Origin of the sequence: Bacillus sp. JKS001846, from assembly GCF_900176455.1 — a bacterium.
In the GTDB taxonomy this organism is placed as follows: Bacteria; Bacillota; Bacilli; order Bacillales; family Bacillaceae_G; genus Bacillus_A; species Bacillus_A cereus.
On sequence record NZ_FWYG01000001.1, the window covers coordinates 4,706,937 to 4,725,081 of the forward strand.

Below are 18,145 nucleotides of genomic sequence, written 5' to 3' on the forward strand. Positions count from 1 at the left end.
AATACCGCATGGATATTAGACTTATACGTAATGCAACACTTGTTGTACATTATGCAGACAAGAAGTTTTTGATCGATCCTTTTTTAGCTGACAAAGGATCCATTCCACCGTTTCCAAATACACCAAATCAAGATATGAGAAATCCGTTAGTTAGTTTACCAATTTCTATAGAAGAAATTATTCAGGTTGATGCGGTTATCATCACGCATTTACATCCTGATCACTTTGACGAAGTTGCTAAAAAAGTTTTACCTAAGGATATAAAAATCTATGCACAAAATGAACATGATATTGAGGCTATTAATAAAGAAGGCTTTCACAATATAGAATCTTTACAGCATGTTACCAACATAGAAGAAATTAAGCTATTTAAAACAAATGGACAACATGGAACTGGCGAAATCACAAAGTTTACCGGTGAAGTATCAGGTATCGTATTTAATCATCCAGACGAGCCGAGATTGTATGTGGCAGGTGATACAATATGGTGTAACGATGTTCAACAAGCAATTGACACGCACGACCCTGAAGTTATTGTGATCAATGGAGGTGCTGCTCAGTTTCTAGAAGGTGGCCCTATTACAATGACAAAAGAGGATATTTATGACACAAAACAGGCAGCACCACAGGCCAAAATTATCGTTTCTCATATGGAATCACTTAACCATTGCCTATTAACCAGAAAGGAATTGAATGACTTTATTGATAAGAAAGGATTATCTAACACTATTTTAGTGCCATCTGATGGGGAGTCCTATTCGTTTTAAAGTGGTGCAGTTAACCTAAACCAGAATATCAAAAGCCCGCTTTTGATTGATATTATCCCCTTTAGGTAGACAGTATGAAAAAGACCATGTATACACATGGATGTTACACTAATTGCTATTAAGCTAAGATAAATCTGTATCCATAAAACAAAAAAGCGCTATTCTTTTTGTAGAAATATACAGAAAGGATGGCGTTTTTGATGAACCCAATCATCTCAAATGAACTGAATCTTTTCGCACAAGAACTACAATACTTTTTATTAATTTTGAATATTAAAACCATAATTAACAAGTATATCAATATTGAGAAATTTATTACAAAATTAACTATAAATGATTCAAAACTCCAATGTAAACTTTTATCCAGTAGTTTACTTTCATACTATTGATTTTTATACGTGTTTGGTAAAAAAACACAATCAGTTGCAAAAAAATACTATACCAAAATCTAGTTCGGTATAGTAATGTGCATATAAAAAATCCCTCTTTGCTATATCCCCCAAAAAAATTATTGCTGAGAGACTTATAAACTGTATTTTCAGAAACATTACAAGTATGTAAGCAAAATGTAAGGCAATTCAATATGAGAAAAATAATCTCACTACTACAATGAATAACAGATACATTCATGAAAAATCTGTGGTGCGATATCAAGTTATTTTAGTGCTTAAAACATTCGACCAAGTATTACAGTTTAAATAAGGAAATACGAAACTAGACCATCAATTGTGACAAGACAAATGAGGATCCTATTTTTTTACCGATTGTAGTGGCTATGATTCACAGCAGTTTTGCATTTCTAACTTTGCACCAATTAGGACAAAGAGCAAATAGGGAAATGTCCGTTATTCAAAGCTCAATTGTTGTATTAGTAAGCTATATTTACATGCAAATTATTTACTTCCTTATTATTAGAAATCACTATATAAAACGCATATGTACAAAATTAAATTCATAAAAAAGATAACTCTAAACAGAAAAGTGCATACGCAGTCAATAGAACATGGATACCAGTATATAATCCTATGTTAATTATTATTAGGAGTAGCAATCTATCTAGAATAGTATATAAAAACTATTAAATATTTAATTCATAAAAACAGAGGTGTAAAATGAACTTTATTTTCAATCTAATTGCTAGTTATGCGATTCCTACGATACTACTCGCATTCTTGTTACTACTTATATTTGTTTTTAGCTATTTTGTAGTATACAAAAAGATATATAAAGGAGAAAAAAAACTTACTGTACAACAAATTATATTGTTTATATTAATAATAGGATACTATTCCTTTGCATTATCAGCTACTTCATTTGGTCGTTCAGATGATATGGTTTTTGCAAGAACAATTGACTTCGATGTACTTAGTGTTTATAAAAAAGCATGGAATACCTTTTCATTTTCTTCTTTTTTCCATATTATTTTAAATATAGTTATGCTTTTTCCGTTAGGAATTTTATTCCCTCTATTTAGTAAGGTTTTTCAAAAAACAAAATGGATGTTAATCATCTCAATTATAGCAAGTTTATTGATTGAAATTCTTGAATTTATACTGCAACGCGGAAGTATGGAACTAGCCGATTTACTTCATAATACTTTAGGCATGATGCTAGGGTATTCTGTGTTAAACATAGTTCTTATATTTTTGAAAAAAAAGAAACAGATACAAAAATAATCAAATATTTATACCTTCCCATTACAGTAAATTTCGTTGCACTCGGAATAATGATTTCGTATCAAATGAAAGAATTTGGGAATATGCCTATTGATCCCATTACAAAAACTGATATGTCTCATGTTACTATAAAAACATCAATAGAGTTAAAAGACGAAGGGAAAAAAATGCCTGTTTACAAAGATTTCGTTACAAAAAAATCACATGTTCGAGATGTTGAAATTCTTTCTCCGAAGGAAGCATTTCAAAAACTGAAACAAGGAGACTTCGATCCTATAGGATCTTTCAAAGCAGGTGATACATTATTCATTACAAAATATAATATAGATTACTATACTGATACAAAAGGTTTCTCTCAGCCTATATATGTTTTTGAAGTACAATTAAATGATAAAAATATTTGGTCTCAACCTATTTCCGCAAAGAAATAACGTAAATTTGGTTCTGTTGCAAAGTTTTTTAAGAAATAAACAGAGATATGAATGTATGAGGAAATATTATGAGGAGGCTACTAGTACTGGCTGTAATTCATGATACATCGAAAAGGCGGAGTCCGTTTGAAGACTTCGCCTTTGTTTGTATAGTGCATGCAAGGGTACGGAAACGATTCAGGGGATAAGGGCCATCATCAATTAACTCTCATTCTTATTGTATAAATTTGGAGGGGATTTCTCATATGAAAATAGTAAAAGATCTTAGTAAAGAATACACAAGAAAGGTTTCACATACAGCACTTTCAAATATAAAATTTAACAATTACAGAAGGAGAATTTATTGGAATTATGGGTCTTTCGGGTAGTGGTAAAACAACGTTATTGAATATGATTTCTACTATTGACTCACCAATATCAGGTAGTGTATTCATTAATAGTAAAAATCCGTATCAACTTTTACCCAATGATTTAGCCTTATTTCGCAGACAGGAATTAGGATTCGTCTTTCAATCCTTTAACTTGTTGCATACATTAACAGCAAAAGAGAATATGGTTCTTCCGCTCGTATTAGATGGCATAAATGTGAAAAGAATAAATAAACGAGTAGAATCTATTTCGAAGAAATTAGGAATCAGTAAAATTTTGAATAAACGAACATATGAAATATCAGGAGGACAAGCACAGTGAACAGGGATTGCCCATGCACTCATTCATTCTCCTAAACTGGTTCTTGCTGATGAACCAACAGGAAACTTAGATTCTAAAGCTTCTCAAGATGTAATGGAGATATTAATACAATTAAATAAAGAAGAAAAGACAGCAATGATGTTAGTAACGTACGATCCAGTTGCTGCAAGTTACTGTGACCGCGTTATTTTTATTAAAGATGGACAGTTATATCATGAAATTTGCTACAATGACAATCGTCCATTATTTTATCAAAATATTATGGACAGTCTTTCTATGCTAGGAGAGAATAAAAATGACTTTTCGACAACTCGCATTTAATAATGTTACACGGAATAAACGAATATATCTTGGCCATTTTTTTAGTAGCACATTTGCGGTAATGATTTTTTTTACTTATGGGCTACTTGTCTTTCATCCGAACCTACAAGGCGAACTGACTCATGTAAGTACTATAATGAGCACATTTGGGAAAATAGGATTTCAACTATCGTATTACTTAATTTTTGTTTTCTCTTTCTTATTTATTTTCTATTCTGTTAGCGCACTTTTAAAAAATAGAACAAAAGAGTTTGGATTATTAATGTTACATGGAATGTCTCATCAACAGCTTCATCGATTAATTTTTTTCGAAAACATGTTGATTGGAATCCCTTCTATACTAGCAGGCATTGCGCTTGGGATGGTTTTTTCTAAATTAGTTTTACTAATTAGTGGGTCTTTATTGGCAATAGAGCATGCGTTAGCATTTTATTTTCCATTAAAGTCTATGGGAGTAACATGTATTTCCTTTTTTGTTTTATTTCTACTCATTTCATTGTTTACATCAAAAATGGTGAAAATGAATGAGCTTGTAGAACTCATAAAATCAGAGGAGAAACCAAAACCTGAGCCTAAAGTATCTGTTTGGATATCGTTGTTGGCAATTATTTTAATTGGAGTAGGTTACTCCTCCGTTCACCACAGTATCGTCGCAGTGGATTACATGAGTTTGAAACAATTATTACTACTCGTAGGAGTAGGTGTCATATGTATCGTATTTGGAACCTATTTTTTCTTCAATCAATTGTGTGTATATGTGATATACACTTTAAAAAATAGAGAAACTACATTCTTTAAAAGAACCAATCTTCTTGTTATCTCAGAATTAATGTATCGAATGAAAGATAATGCGAGAACGTTCTTTATAGTTACAATTATATCCGCAGTATCATTTACAGCAATTGGAGTTTGTACGGCTATCGCAAATCCTGAATTGGCAAAACATGAGACCCCATATGCATTTACCTATCAATCGGATAAGGGGAATACACTAGAAAAATCCCATATTGAAGAGATAAAAAAGCAATTAAAAGAATCTGGATTTTCTTATAAACTTGTAGCAACAAAATTTAAAGTGACACAAAACGGATTGGTATTAATTAATCTTTCTACGTATAATGAATACGCTAAAAAATTAGGGTATGAAATAGAGAAATTAACAAATGAAAATGAAAGTATCGCTATACTACCAAAGAAAAACCACAAAAGTGCAGAGGATCAAAAAACATTTGAATTAAAACATGGTGAACTAGAAGTACCACTTTCTGTTCAAAAAACAGTTTATATCCCAGAATTCTCCACGTTTTATACACCTGTTATTGTCTCTGATGCTATTTACAGTAAAGTCCTAAATATTCAACAAGAAAGTATACTCCGAGATTACACTATATACGGTTTTATCATAAAAAATTGGCCTGAAACAACTGAAGTTTCTACAAAACTTATGAAGTTCATTGGTACGAGTCAAGATGATTATTATGCCTTTTCATCTTTAAATTTAAAATGGCTTGAACTGAAACAACAAAACGGATTACTTTCTATTACAAGTGTATTGGTGGGAATTTTATTTTTCGTATTTACGCTAAGTTTTTTATATTTCCGTCTATTTACTGATTTAGAACGTGATAAAGAGCAATATCAAATGATTTCAAAATTAGGTTTAAACCAAAAAGAGTTAAAGCAAATTGTGACAAGACAAATGATGATACTATTTTTCTTACCGATTGTAGTGGCTATGGTTCACAGCAGTTTTGCATTTCTAACTTTTCACCAATTAGGACAAAGAGTAAGTAAGGAAATGTCCGTTATTCAAAGTTCAATTGTTGTATTAGTAAGCTTTACTTGTATGCAAATTATTTACTTCCTTATTATTAGAAGTCACTATATAAAACGCATATGTACAAAAATATATTTATAAAAAAGATAATCTAAAAATTGAAGGTGCAGACTCAGTCACTAAATATGATTGAGTCTGCACCTTCAGTATGTTGAAAAATATACCAAGACTAATCTGTGTTTGTTCCAAATTCTCTTGCCACTGTTGACTTAATCATTTGTCAGTGGATCCAAAAAGGAGGAATGGTTGCCGTACCCCTTATATTTAGAATATAATATTTATTCCGAATTTAGGAAATTATTATTCCATATTTTTCACTTTTGTATTCGGAAATTCATTCCAGATGTAAAATTCTAATCATAATAACAAGGCATCTCCAAAGTAAACTTTTAGCCAAAAGTTTACTTCCAAATTAGAAAAGATTAGGTCCTTAATTTGCTTTACCCCAGCCATAAACCTTACAATCAAAAACAAAGGATAATTCAACTATCAAACTCATATAAAATGTTAATCTTGTCTAAGCATTCATTAGGATATACAATTGATCATCTATTTTTCTTTACATAATCTCCAGATACAGTCCATATCAACTATAGATTCTTGCCTTATGCTAAATGTAATCAAAAAGCAAGTAGATAAAGATAATGACTAAAACATTAACTCTAGATACTTTTTTGATGAATATTACAAATAAACAGGAGGTAATGAAAAATGATTAAAACATTATTAGCAGGAGCATTTTTAAGTACAGGATTATTAGCGGGTGGTGCAATTGGTGCAGATGATGCGAAAACGGACAATTTAAAGTCAAATGAAAATTCAAATCAAGTAATTACACAGAGTGCAGATGGAACAACGTCTTCCTCACAAAACTTTGATTTACCTAAAGATGCAGTGCCAGCATCTAAAGGAGATGTAAAAACTGTTGAAAAATCAGAAGGTACAGGTACAGATTCTCAACAAGGAAAAATGGTAGAAACAAAAGAAGGTACAGAATCACAACCTGGAAAACATGCAAAAACTGTTGAAAGAACAGAAGGTACAGGTACAGATTCTCAACAAGGAAAAATGGTAGAAACAAATGGAGGTACAGAATCACAACCTGGAAAACATGCAAAAACTGTTGAAAAATCAGAAGGTACAGGTACGGATTCTCAACAAGGAAAAATGGTACCAACAAATGAAGAAAATTAAATAATATATAGTTATAACGAAGAGCATCCCAAAAGGGGTGCTCTTTTTATATTATAGAGATTAACTAGTTTTACTCAACATAGAGGTGTAGGAGGAATTGAGGGTTAGAACATGGGGTACTGTTTCTTCAAATTATGGTGTTTAGAGCAATAGTTTTGGTGGTAACGTTACAATACAAACAGTTTGTTAGAAATTTTTTTAATTTACATAGATTCTAGATAGACTACATATAAACTTCAGATACTTGTTTTATGATACAAGTAATCAAACAAAAGGAGGGGGTTACAACAGTATTAACAGGGCACGCCATTAGTAGATGGAGAAAATGTTGAAGATGTACAGACAGATAAAAACATATTCCATATAAATAAAATGAATTGCAAAAAGCTAAAAGTACGGTTCTAAGAAGTTTGAGTTATAAAAAGAAAATAGATAAGTATAGTGAAAATAGATAAATTGACAAGAGAAAAGCACTTTGTGTACATCACAGGTCCTTTTTATTTTTATTTTGATCTAGGACTTGAATTAAACTTTTATACTAAAATATATATAGGAGAAGGTGGAAGTTCATTGTACAAAATTATTTATGGAATATTAATTTTAATTTATACTTTGTATTCATTTTTTCTAAGTGATGGAAGTGAAGTAAGGTTTATTATGGTGTTAACTATAGTACTTATCTTTTCTGTGGTTTTAGAAAAAGGAAATGTAAAAAAAAGGATTGATTAAAGGTCGTTTTTTTTTACAACTCGTTGCATCGCATCCTAAAAAAGTATCAATTTCACAAGTCAATCATGTTAAGTTCCACGACAAATACAATATAGAAGCAATAGAACAGATAATTGAGGTGGATGCACTATCGGACAGCTTACGAGAGTTATTACTGAAACGATTAAATAAATAATTACACCACCAAACATCTATTCCCGTATTATGTATGGGCGTGTTTGCATTATTTACAGTTAAGGTGAATAAGAAGTATGGAGCAAAAAAGGCAATTCTAGCTTGTCTTATTTTAATTGGAGTTGCAACATGTATGAGAGTTTTTGCTTATTCAGTTTCCACATTACTGATTAGCTATCTATTTATTGGTAGGGGTCTCGCCACATCGCTACCAACCTAAGAAAACAGTTCACCCCCAAAACGATAAATAAGCTTTTTCGTTACAAGAAATCCTAAAAATTTCGTTCTGGGGGTGTAATAAAACTTTAGGTTGATGGGCATGTGTCTGTACCCCTAATTTAAGATGATGTCGTACTTCCTCTTCAATCAGATTCGGCTATACTTATTCTAACTTTCTACCTGTTAATAAACTTTACAACAGACCCCTAATTTGCAAGCTGGCGGAACAAATCGAAATATCATGCTTTCCCATCAAATAACAAACAGCAACAGTACTTTAAATTTAATTCTTAGGATATCGCTCTTTTACAAGTTCTTCGATGTTAATAGCTTTTTTAATTTCTTCTGATGATAACCAAGGTGTATATCTTGTTCCATTCTTATTGTCTAAATATATCTTAAATTTTTTATTATATAGTTCTTCTTTAAGGATTGTGGTTACCTTGATTAAATCTTTAATTACAAGGGGATTATTTTCAAATTCATTACTACTGGTATTAATAACTAAATACACCTTATATCCTCGAACATCCCCATCTTTCAAATTTGAATAAGTAATACCTTCCAATTCAAAATGATTGTTTTGAATTGCAATTAATCTCTCTTCTATTTTTGTATGATTTTTAATCCAATTTTCCAAATAAATGTCTATGGCATTGCCCATCGTTTTTTTCATTGTTAGTAACAGCTCTTCTTTTGTTATCATTTTTTGCACATTTTTAAAAGGTCCACCTAAAGATTTGCCATTATAATCCTTAATTTCAAGTTCTGTTATCTTTTTATTATTTTTCTGGATGAGTTGAAATAGAGTATATAAACGATCTAATTCTACTGATTCAAATTGGCTAAAGTCAATCTCGTTACTCATTTGCAAAGTTAATAATAATTCATTAGTTGGTTTTCCTTCATCTGATCTTCTATCCTCTGACAAATATTGAAGAGTGTTATCAGTTTTAGTTTCCACGTACCCTAATTTTTTTATTTCTTCTAGAGTTGGTTGGAATTTCTGATATGCCTCAAATGTTTTTTTTCCATATTTGTATTCATCACTTTTTATGGATGAATAGAAGAGACCATCTACCTCTACTCGAAATTGAATATTTTTATTATTCTTTGCTTGCACAGTATGGTATGCATGTCCCATATTATTTTCATTTAAAGGGCTCATATGTGTTACAACAACATCGATTCCGTGTTTTTCTTTTATATATTTTTGTACCTCATCTTCATTAACTTGATTACAACCACTTAAAAATATGAAACATACTACTAGCAATATTACATTTTTCATGCTTTTCATATAAGCACTCCCTACGTAAGATTAATTCTTGAATATGCAGCACACTGCAAAGCACTCTTTCCTTAGTCGTATACTTCAACTTTTATATAGTGTGAATCTTAAATCATTTAAGTTCTTGATGTTCCCATCTATACTGCTTGTAATATTACTGCATTAAAATATATAACTTATTTGTTTCAAGGTCTTTCTCAGTTCTAAAAGCATATGGTTCATTGGGCAAATATCTAAATTGTACATTCATACCATGAGACCTATTTTACTATAAAATAACGAAAAAATACGCTATTCTTTCTGTAGAATCATAGGAAAGGATGGCGTTTTTTATGTCTGTTTCTGTGTCTAACGAATTACAACTATTTGCTCAAGAGATTCAAAGTGCCCTATCTCCAAATGCCTTACGAAATCTTGCTAGAGATGTTGGCTTTGTACAACGAACCAGTAAGTACCAAGCAAAAGATTTAGTCGCTTTATGTGTATGGGTGAGCCAAAATGTAGCTATGACTTCTTTAACTCAGTTATCTAGCTGTTTAGAAGCATCAACAGAAGTACTCATCAGCCCTGAGGGCTTGAATCAACGATTTAATAAAGCGGCTGTTCAATTTTTACAACACATATTAGCTGAACTACTAAACCAAAAACTGACCTCATCTATGCCAATTTCTTATCCATATACTTCTGTTTTCAAGCGTATTCGTATTTTAGATTCAACTGCATTTCAACTTCCGGATATATTTTCATCAATTTATCCTGGTGCGGGAGGATGCAGCCATACAGCGGGAGTAAAGATACAGCTTGAGTATGGTTTATTAAGTGGACAATTCCTTCATATTCATACAGGTCCAGGTAAACAACATGATCGAACCTACGGTTCCCTGTGTGCCCCAACTGTAACAGCGAATGATTTATGTATCCGAGACTTAGGTTATTTTCATTTGAAAGATCTTCAACATATACAAGATAAAAAGGCTTATTATATCTCACGTATCAAATCAAATACACGTATTTATCAAAAAAATCTAAACCCTGATTATTTTCAAGATGGCAGAATTAAGAAGGGTACAGAGTATATCCAAATAGATATGGAGGTTTTAATGAACTCTCTTCAGCCAGGACAAACATATGAAATATCCGACGCTTATGTGGGAATGACTGATAAAGTGCCAGCTCGTGTGATTGTTCATCGACTTACAGATGAACAACAACAAAAACGATTACGTGATCAAGCTATACGAGAAAAAAAGAAAGGAATGAAGTATTCTCCTCGTAGCAAACGACTTAGTGGTATCAATGTATATATGACAAACGCCTCTACAAATATTGTCCCGATGGGACAAGTACATGATCGGTATTCTTTACGTTGGCAAATCGAGATTTTATTTAAAACATGGAAGTCATTCTTTCATATTCACCATTGTAAAAAGATAAAACGTGAAAGATTAGAATGCCATTTGTATGGGCAACTGATCGCCATTCTACTCTGTTCGTCTACTATGTTTCAAATGCGTCAATTACTTCTTATGAAAAAGAAACGAGAACTGAGTGAATATAAGGCCATATATATGATTAAAGATTACTTTTTTCTTCTTTTCCAATCGATACAAAAAGACACCCAAGAGCTATCAAAGGTATTACTTCGCCCGTTCAACCTCCTACAGCAAAACGGGAGGAAATCTCATCGATATGAGAAGAAAACAATCTTTGATATATTAGGTGTCATTTACAATTGTACCATGTTTGATAATCAAGGGGCTTAAATCAAAAAATTGAAACCCATTAGGGTTTATTTCGTATGCAAATCTTTAAATTCCCTACACATAGCTTTAAAAAAAAGAAACAACCTCTACTATAATTAACGTTGTATGGACTTAACTTGATAGCGATGTGGTGCTACCCCTCAATGAACAAAAAAATTAGCATAGTAAAATAGTATTCGGATAGGAGTCCAATATATTATTAAAATTAAGATGGTTCAAGTTGAAGGAAGGCACTTTAGGGGGGTCTTTTCTTTATTTTTAAAAGGACCTGCTCCATTCATTCTTAAAAACATAAAGTAAAGTGAACCCGTTAAAATACATGAATGAACCTTAGTTTTAATCCTCTTACCTAAAGGAGGAACTATTATGGGCTATGGTGGTAGTTGCGGAGAAGGCTGTGGTTTTGCTGGAGGATTTGCTTTGCTTGTTGTACTCTTTATACTATTAATCATTATCGGATGCAGTTGCTTCTGCTAAAAAACTATTAGAAAGGACACTCTTATATGGGTGTCTTTTCTTTATGAAAAATATCTAACTATCAACCTTTTCCTTATGACTTCTAACATCAACAAAGGGTGATACAAACTATTACATATGTTTGTACCACCCTTTATTGATGCGTTTAGACTTCACAGTTGTTAAAGTTTTAGACTTCTCCCTTAGTGTACCCATATTATTAGAACATCCTGTAATCTGTAGACAAAATGTAGCTAATAAAAACAATATTAATAATTTCTTCAATAAATCCTCCTACATGCATAAAACACCATATGTTACAAAACAAACATAACATCAACTCTTTATAAAAACAATATAATCCTCGGTCCTTAAGCTATCTCTTAACATAGGAGTACCGCTACATATTCATACAGCCAAAATTTTAAAATATCCTCTACTTAAGGAATTTGTAAGTATCAAGTAAGAAAAACGAGAGCTTTGCTTCGTATAATCAAAATATAAAGTGAAGGAAGAAAGATTATTTCTGGGATTAATATGCATGTAACAAGAGAAGAAATTTACATTTTTTTAGAATAATAATATTAGTATGTCCAAGTTTTGGAGATTGCTTGCAAATATTTTGAAGTTTTCGCACCAGAATTCTAATTACCATACCTGTTTTGTACCATCACATATTGGAGGTTGAAACATGAATAAAAAAAAGAAAATACAAAAATCAGTCCTTACCTTTACCCTACTCTTTTCTTTAGGCGTTTCATCTTTCCCGCTTACAACAACTATTCACGCAGATACACATGAGGAACAATCTGCTGAAAAGAAACTAGTCTCTTTAACGGAGCGTACATCATTATTTTTTGAATATCTCCAGCAAGGTAAGTATGCAGAGGCAATACAGTTGACGTCTGCTGCTTTTCAATCCAAGTTTACAGCAACCACATTACAAAACTGGTGGACACAAAGTGGCTGGAGCAGGATAAAAAGCATGGGAACCCCCGTGATAAAAGAACGAAACTTGGTCCATCAGACGGTAGAAATTCCAGCAGCTACCGAAGGAACTACCATACCGCTACTCCTTAAATTCACACCTGGCGGGAAAGTAGATGAAGTTGGAGAAAGGTCACCCGAGGAATATTTTACCATCCCCCATCCTAGCTATGATCAACATGATTCCTATCAAGAACGTGAAATCGTCATTGGAAATTCTACCTATCCGTTACCAGCCACATTAACAGTTCCGAAACATAAGCGTGGTGAAAAGCTGCCCGTAGTTGTTCTTGTTCATGGTGCTGGCATCCATGATCGCGATAGCACATATATGGGAACAAAAATCTTACGAGACCTTGCGGTGGGCCTTTCATCCAACGGAATTGCAGTGTTGCGCTATGAAAAACGCACCTTAGAACATGCATTAAAGATGAGTGCAGAACCTGTTACGTTAGACCGTGATACTACAGATGATGCCATATATGCAGCAAAATCAGCAGTGCAGCAGGAAGGCATTGATCCAAATAATATTTTCATTCTTGGACATAGCCTAGGAGCTGGCACAATGCCACGTATACTAAGCAAAGCACCTTCCTCACTTGTCCGAGGAAGCATCTTACTCGCACCACCAGCACGCCCTTTGACTGAAATTGCTATTGATCATTCTCAATACCTTGGGGCGTCAAAGGAAGAAATCGATGAACTAAAAAGACAGGCTGCTTTTATTCAGGATCCTACTTTCAATCCTGATCATCCTCCAGCTGGCTACAATTTTGGGTCACCTCATTTTATGTATGATGTTTCTAGGTGGCGTCCAGTTGAAGAGGCAAAATCAAGAAAAGAGCCTTTACTCATTCTGCAAGGAGCACGTGATTATCAAGTAACAGTAAAAGATGAATATACAAAATGGCAGAAAGGACTTTCAAACCGCGGGAATGTTCAGTTCAAAAAATATCCGAAATTGAATCATTTCTTCACAGAGGGTGACGGAGAATTAAGTCTTCCTAGTGAATACGAAATCCCTGCTAACGTTCCCGAATACGTCATCCAGGACATTATTACATGGGTTAACGATACAAAAAAATAAGAAAACATCAAAAGCCTTCATGCAATCATCATTGCATGAAGGCTTTTTGAAACTGGTGATTCAGAGATAGCTATTATAATGCATCAAAACGAAAATTATATTTTTCTACGTACTAAATAAAATGCTAAGGAACCCATAATAACAGGTGCAACGAAGTCAAAGAAATGTGAAAAAGTAAAAGTAAAAAGAAAAAGATATAGTATAAGTGTATAGATCAATGCTAGTCCTATAAATAAAGGAATTCCAAATTGAAACTCTCTACATCGTTTAATTTTCCTATATAAGACTTCCCCAAGTAAACAAGCTATAAGAGCTGGTATACTACCATAAGTGACGATAGTTTTTATGAATCCCTGTAAAACGTCCGGGTGAATAAAGCTAGGATTAAAAATATATGAAATTAAGAACCATCCAAAAATAAAAGCAAATAGACTTGCAGCATAACTAACTACAAATTTTATCAAAGTAAGCAACGTAATCATCCCCATAATTTCCTAATATTATCTTCATTGTATCATTTTCTCTTAAAAAGACTCCAAAAGGATATACTTGCCCTTCAGCTTTCTTTTTTAACACTTGTTCAAGACGTATTTTTTGATGTTATTTTGTATAAAAAACTTTTGCTATCAACCTGTTCTGTTAGGTTGATAGCAATGGGATGCCGCCACATCGCCATCAACCTTAGGGCGCTAAGAGGTTATATGTGAGGATTATTCCTTTAAATTTCTACGACTGTTCTAAAGATAGGCATAACAAATAAACCTATTAACTGGGCATTTTAAAAAATATTATGCAACCTTGAAACTTTTTGACAACATATAATCATACACAACACCTAAAATATCAAAAACGGTTTTCTTTTCATACCGATGAGATTTTCTCCCGTTTTTCTCTAAAAGGTAAAACAAACGCAGCAAAACTTTTAATAATTCATGGATGCTCTTTTGTAGTCCCTCATAAAACAATTGATAATAATTCTTTATCATATAGATGGATTTGTATTCACTTAACTCTTTCTTTTTCTTATCCAAGAGTAACTGACGCATTTTGAACATCGTCGATAAACAGAGTAAAATACTAATGAGTTGCCCATATAAATGGCATTCTAAGCGTTCTTTCTTAATTTCTTTGCACCTGTCAATTTTTAAAAAAGATTTCCATATTTTGAACAAAATTTCAATTTGCCAGCGTAATGAATACAAGTCATGGATATGTTCCGTTGGAACATTTTCTGTAGAAAGACTCGTAATATACACGTTGATCCCACTCAACCGTTTACTTCGTTCTTTGTAGGCAATACCTTTCTTCTTTTCTTTTTTTGCTTGTTCCTTCAACCTTTTCTCTGTTTGTTCTTTTGTTAATCGATGAATAATAACACGAGCTGGTAATTTTTGATACTGTCCAATGTGTGCCTCTGAAATCTCCATTGTTTGAACAGGGGACAATTGATTCATGAGTTCTTCCATATCTAACTGAATATAGAGTGGCCCTTTCTTCTTTCCAAAATCAAATTCACTCACATGTGCTGATTCACATAAAAATGCTGGTTAAATTCATTAATAAAACTTCATTAATAATGACTGTTACTGATATCGGAAGATTAATGGGTATCTTCCGTAAAGATAAAGCTACTGTATCTAAATAAAATAGGCACTCGAAAGAGTACTTTTATTTTTTCTCAATGATCAATATTAATTAACGTAGTAAAATACTATTTTGATGGGATTCCAATACATATTATTAAAATTAAAGCGGTTCAAGTCGGAGGAAGGCACCTTTGGGTGTCTTTTTTATGATTAGCAATAAGTTTTAAATTTTGCAACGACATCCAACGAGCTTATGAGGGGCTAGACGGACGGCAGCAAGGCCGTTTTTCAAAAAAATACCAATTTATCCAATGAGGGCTTCGGCTCTCTTTTTTTTTACTCTTTTTAAACTAGAACCTTTTTATACAACCTTCATAATATAATATAGGACAACCTTAAACTCTTTTTTGAGAGGAATGATTAGATATGGCAGATTATTTCTGTAAAGATGGAAAGAAATATTACAAGAAAAAAGATAAATCATGTAACTCTTCAAACTCCAGTAACTGTTTCATAGAGACATTTACAATTTTTGGATCTGAAACTACCCCTACAAGTCTTGAAATCCCACCCGGTTCTACAATTACCCTATTTGAAAATTTTACAACTAATCACAATAAAACTCTAATTCGTTTTAGTTTTAGCCCTGTATTTGCTGCGTTTGTTACATTGACTATTAGAACATTTAATTCCACAACCCCACAAACAATTACATTAACACCAGGAGATAGAAAAACTTTCTTATTTGAGGATGTTCAAAGTATTACTTTCTCAAATGCCACTACAGCTAACGCTGAACTTAGTCCATTATTTATCCAACAAACAACATGTATTTGTTGTGGTGAATCAAATTCATATTACTATGAGAGTAGTGACCATGGTTATTAGTAGTTATTATAGAGGGCTTCGGCTCTCTTTTTTTATTCACAATTTCTAGTACAATTAAAATAATTAAGAAACGTATAGGGTACCCCGTCCAATCTCAACCGCTGAAGAAAAAGAACTGATTGAGAACATGTTGTTATGTTCCTTATTATCTGAAGAAGAAATACTAATTACATATTATGAAGATGGCTATTTACTCTCTAGCTAGATGACTGTTGTTAATATTGATCCACCAAATAGCGCTGTTTTATGTACCGATGCTTTTTATAACAAGATAAAACTGCAATTTTCTAATATAATAGATGTTAAATAACATAGGTTTAGATTATTTAAAGGAGTGTAAAAATACAAGGGAATCATCTTATTTTTTGGAACTAACGCACCCGTTAGCTGAATAAGGAAAAATGACTTTAGTAACTTATTTTGAACTTTCTCCTATAATTTCTAGTATAGAAACGGAATAATTCGCCAAGTCTTGGACTGATATTGTTTATATTGTTCACCAAATAGTGTAACAAGGGTTCTCTCTTCAACTTTTATACGATACGAATACGCAAGAAAAAATAAAAAGATATTTATGATAATGGCAATGAACGAAGATGAAGATATAGCAAACCCTAAAAAGGTCAGAAAAGAACCTAAATAACCAGGATGGCGAATATATTTATACAGACCGCTTTGAATTAACTTATGTTCTCCCTGCATTCCGACGTTCCTACTGTAAAATCGCCCTAATGTATTCATTGAAGAAAATCTAATCCATACACCAATTAGCCCAACAATAACACCAAAAAACAGAAATGAATTAATCTTATTTATTGTAAAGAAATACATAATCTCTGGAATGGTTATCATCAAGGCTAAAACTGCTCCGATAAAAAAACTAGAACCACTATTTTGTTTTTCTTCTTTAACAGGTGAACTTCTATAAAATTCTAATAATAAGTACAAAAAAATAGGCAAATATGCTATAAAAAACATAATTCTCTCTCCTTTCAATAAAAGTGTCGAATGATTAACCTATTTATTTTTATCAATGAGGTCACGCAATTTGGATGACCCTAAGATCATATCAACACAGGTTCTTTTATCAATCTTTATTACAAATTATCTATCTTTATTATAAATAATCGAATTTTATTTTAAATCTACACCTATTATCACTCTTACAATCTACTATCACCTTAATATGGTATTAAGTTTATAAAAATATAAAATTTAACATCCCCAAAAGGTACACCTTTTGATACACACCCCTACCCCACATTAAAACCACATCTCCCGATAGATTTGATAAAAACTATTATTTAATATTAGTAAAAAATAGAGGATATTGCTCTAATATCCATCGGTAAATTCTTATCATTTTTCCATTGAGAGTTATGGCTATCTTTTTTATTCCCATTCGACACGATATAACAATATACAGATGTTTATTTTGATAAGATTGTCCAGAAATATTACATTATATATATCTTGGAGGAATTAAATTATGAGCAAAAAATTATTAATGGCTTTAGCATGCAGCGTGTTACTTATGGGATTGGCTGCTTGTGGTTCAAATGATAAAGCAAATACATCAGAAGAACCAAAACAAGAAACTAAAAAAGAAGATGAACAAAAGAAAATAGAAGAACAGAAAAAAGCCGAAGAACAAAAACAAGCTGAAGAGCAAAAGAACAGGAACAACAAAAAGCTGCAGCTAATACAGCACCTCAGCAACAAGCTGCACCTAAACAAGAGAAAGTTCACTTTGCAAACTGTACAGATGCAAATAATGCTGGTTACTACGATATAACTCCAGATAGCCCAGCTTATGCTTCGCATTTAGATCGTGATGGCGATGGTGTAGCTTGTGAACGAAATAAAGGACATAAAAAATCTAGTAAAAAACATTAGATTTAAGGATAAACACTCTTATGAGTGCTTTTTTGTTTCCATTCGACATCATATGACAATATTAGAATTGATTGTTTGCTATGATAAGCTCGGAAATCTTACATTTTACATAATTAAAGAGATTATAATGAAACGAACAACTGAATTTGTATT

11 protein-coding genes and 9 pseudogenes are annotated in these 18,145 nt (G+C 32.3%); 14 read left to right on the top strand and 6 right to left on the bottom strand.

The annotated features are described in order from the left end of the window. Window positions 1–8: 8 nt before the first annotated feature. The 3 genes and pseudogenes from B9A45_RS25160 to B9A45_RS25180 all read left to right on the top strand — a co-directional run bounded on the left by B9A45_RS25160 (window position 9) and on the right by B9A45_RS25180 (window position 2,874). Window positions 9–767, top strand: coding sequence for an MBL fold metallo-hydrolase (locus tag B9A45_RS25160; protein WP_000354667.1), 759 nt, complete (start codon window positions 9–11; stop codon window positions 765–767). A 754-nt stretch (window positions 768–1,521) separates the two neighbouring features. Further along, window positions 1,522–1,725, top strand: a pseudogene (locus B9A45_RS32885) (ABC transporter permease); the annotation flags it as partial. Between the two features lie 154 nt (window positions 1,726–1,879). Beyond that, a pseudogene (locus B9A45_RS25180) lies at window positions 1,880–2,874 on the top strand (VanZ family protein). Window positions 2,875–2,940: 66 nt separating this feature from the next. Here the strand turns inward: B9A45_RS25180 and B9A45_RS32890 are convergent. Further along, window positions 2,941–3,036 (bottom strand): annotated as a pseudogene (locus B9A45_RS32890) (IS6 family transposase); the annotation flags it as partial. 83 nt (window positions 3,037–3,119) lie between these two features. On the opposite strand from B9A45_RS32890, the pseudogene B9A45_RS32345 reads away from it, so the two are divergent. The 5 genes and pseudogenes from B9A45_RS32345 to B9A45_RS32895 form a co-directional block, all read left to right on the top strand. Then, window positions 3,120–3,885 (top strand): annotated as a pseudogene (locus B9A45_RS32345) (ABC transporter ATP-binding protein). Further along, window positions 3,860–5,803, top strand: coding sequence for an FtsX-like permease family protein (locus tag B9A45_RS25200; protein WP_000144210.1), 1,944 nt, complete (start codon window positions 3,860–3,862; stop codon window positions 5,801–5,803). Before B9A45_RS32345 ends, B9A45_RS25200 begins: the two are co-directional and overlap by 26 nt. A 630-nt stretch (window positions 5,804–6,433) precedes the next feature. After that, a complete protein-coding gene (locus B9A45_RS25205; protein ID WP_000598086.1) occupies window positions 6,434–6,916 on the top strand; it encodes a hypothetical protein in 483 nt (160 codons plus the stop codon). 721 nt (window positions 6,917–7,637) lie between these two features. Next, a complete protein-coding gene (locus B9A45_RS25220) occupies window positions 7,638–7,820 on the top strand; it encodes a 3-alpha domain-containing protein (protein WP_000589741.1) in 183 nt (60 codons plus the stop codon). Between the two features lie 12 nt (window positions 7,821–7,832). Then, window positions 7,833–8,033 (top strand): annotated as a pseudogene (locus B9A45_RS32895) (MFS transporter); the annotation flags it as partial. A 288-nt stretch (window positions 8,034–8,321) separates the two neighbouring features. Here B9A45_RS32895 and B9A45_RS25230 read toward each other — a convergent pair. Beyond that, a complete protein-coding gene (locus B9A45_RS25230; protein WP_000839699.1) occupies window positions 8,322–9,338 on the bottom strand; it encodes a hypothetical protein in 1,017 nt (338 codons plus the stop codon). Between the two features lie 323 nt (window positions 9,339–9,661). Between B9A45_RS25230 and B9A45_RS25235 the strand changes: the two genes are divergently transcribed. The 3 genes from B9A45_RS25235 to B9A45_RS25250 all read left to right on the top strand — a co-directional run bounded on the left by B9A45_RS25235 (window position 9,662) and on the right by B9A45_RS25250 (window position 13,622). Further along, a complete protein-coding gene (locus tag B9A45_RS25235; protein ID WP_000117012.1) occupies window positions 9,662–11,092 on the top strand; it encodes an IS4 family transposase in 1,431 nt (476 codons plus the stop codon). A gap of 366 nt (window positions 11,093–11,458) precedes the next feature. Continuing rightward, window positions 11,459–11,569: a YjcZ family sporulation protein gene (locus B9A45_RS25240; RefSeq protein ID WP_000540371.1), complete on the top strand. Its 111-nt coding sequence runs from the start codon at window positions 11,459–11,461 to the stop codon at window positions 11,567–11,569. Window positions 11,570–12,239: 670 nt separating this feature from the next. Continuing rightward, window positions 12,240–13,622: an alpha/beta hydrolase gene (locus tag B9A45_RS25250; RefSeq protein WP_016109360.1), complete on the top strand. Its 1,383-nt coding sequence runs from the start codon at window positions 12,240–12,242 to the stop codon at window positions 13,620–13,622. Window positions 13,623–13,717: 95 nt separating this feature from the next. Here B9A45_RS25250 and B9A45_RS25255 read toward each other — a convergent pair whose 3' ends face one another. The 3 genes and pseudogenes from B9A45_RS25255 to B9A45_RS25260 all read right to left on the bottom strand — a co-directional run. Next, entirely contained in the window at window positions 13,718–14,104 is a 387-nt protein-coding gene (locus B9A45_RS25255) for a hypothetical protein (protein ID WP_000631593.1), read from the bottom strand. A 25-nt stretch (window positions 14,105–14,129) separates the two neighbouring features. Beyond that, a pseudogene (locus tag B9A45_RS32505) lies at window positions 14,130–14,252 on the bottom strand (N-acetyltransferase); the annotation flags it as partial. Window positions 14,253–14,410: 158 nt separating this feature from the next. Then, window positions 14,411–15,109: pseudogene (locus tag B9A45_RS25260) on the bottom strand (transposase); the annotation flags it as partial. Window positions 15,110–15,634: 525 nt separating this feature from the next. On the opposite strand from B9A45_RS25260, the gene B9A45_RS25265 reads away from it, so the two are divergent. Both B9A45_RS25265 and B9A45_RS25270 read left to right on the top strand, forming a co-directional pair. Beyond that, the gene (locus tag B9A45_RS25265; RefSeq protein ID WP_016109358.1) at window positions 15,635–16,096 is read left to right on the top strand and encodes a hypothetical protein; all 462 of its coding nucleotides are present in this window, start codon (window positions 15,635–15,637) and stop codon (window positions 16,094–16,096) included. 76 nt (window positions 16,097–16,172) lie between these two features. Then, window positions 16,173–16,406, top strand: a pseudogene (locus B9A45_RS25270) (YolD-like family protein); the annotation flags it as partial. Between the two features lie 131 nt (window positions 16,407–16,537). Here B9A45_RS25270 and B9A45_RS25275 read toward each other — a convergent pair. Further along, window positions 16,538–17,074 (bottom strand): methyltransferase family protein, encoded by a 537-nt coding sequence (locus B9A45_RS25275; protein WP_084065310.1) that lies wholly within the window; start codon window positions 17,072–17,074, stop codon window positions 16,538–16,540. A gap of 511 nt (window positions 17,075–17,585) precedes the next feature. On the opposite strand from B9A45_RS25275, the pseudogene B9A45_RS25280 reads away from it, so the two are divergent. Continuing rightward, a pseudogene (locus B9A45_RS25280) lies at window positions 17,586–17,992 on the top strand (excalibur calcium-binding domain-containing protein). Window positions 17,993–18,145 lie beyond the last annotated feature (153 nt).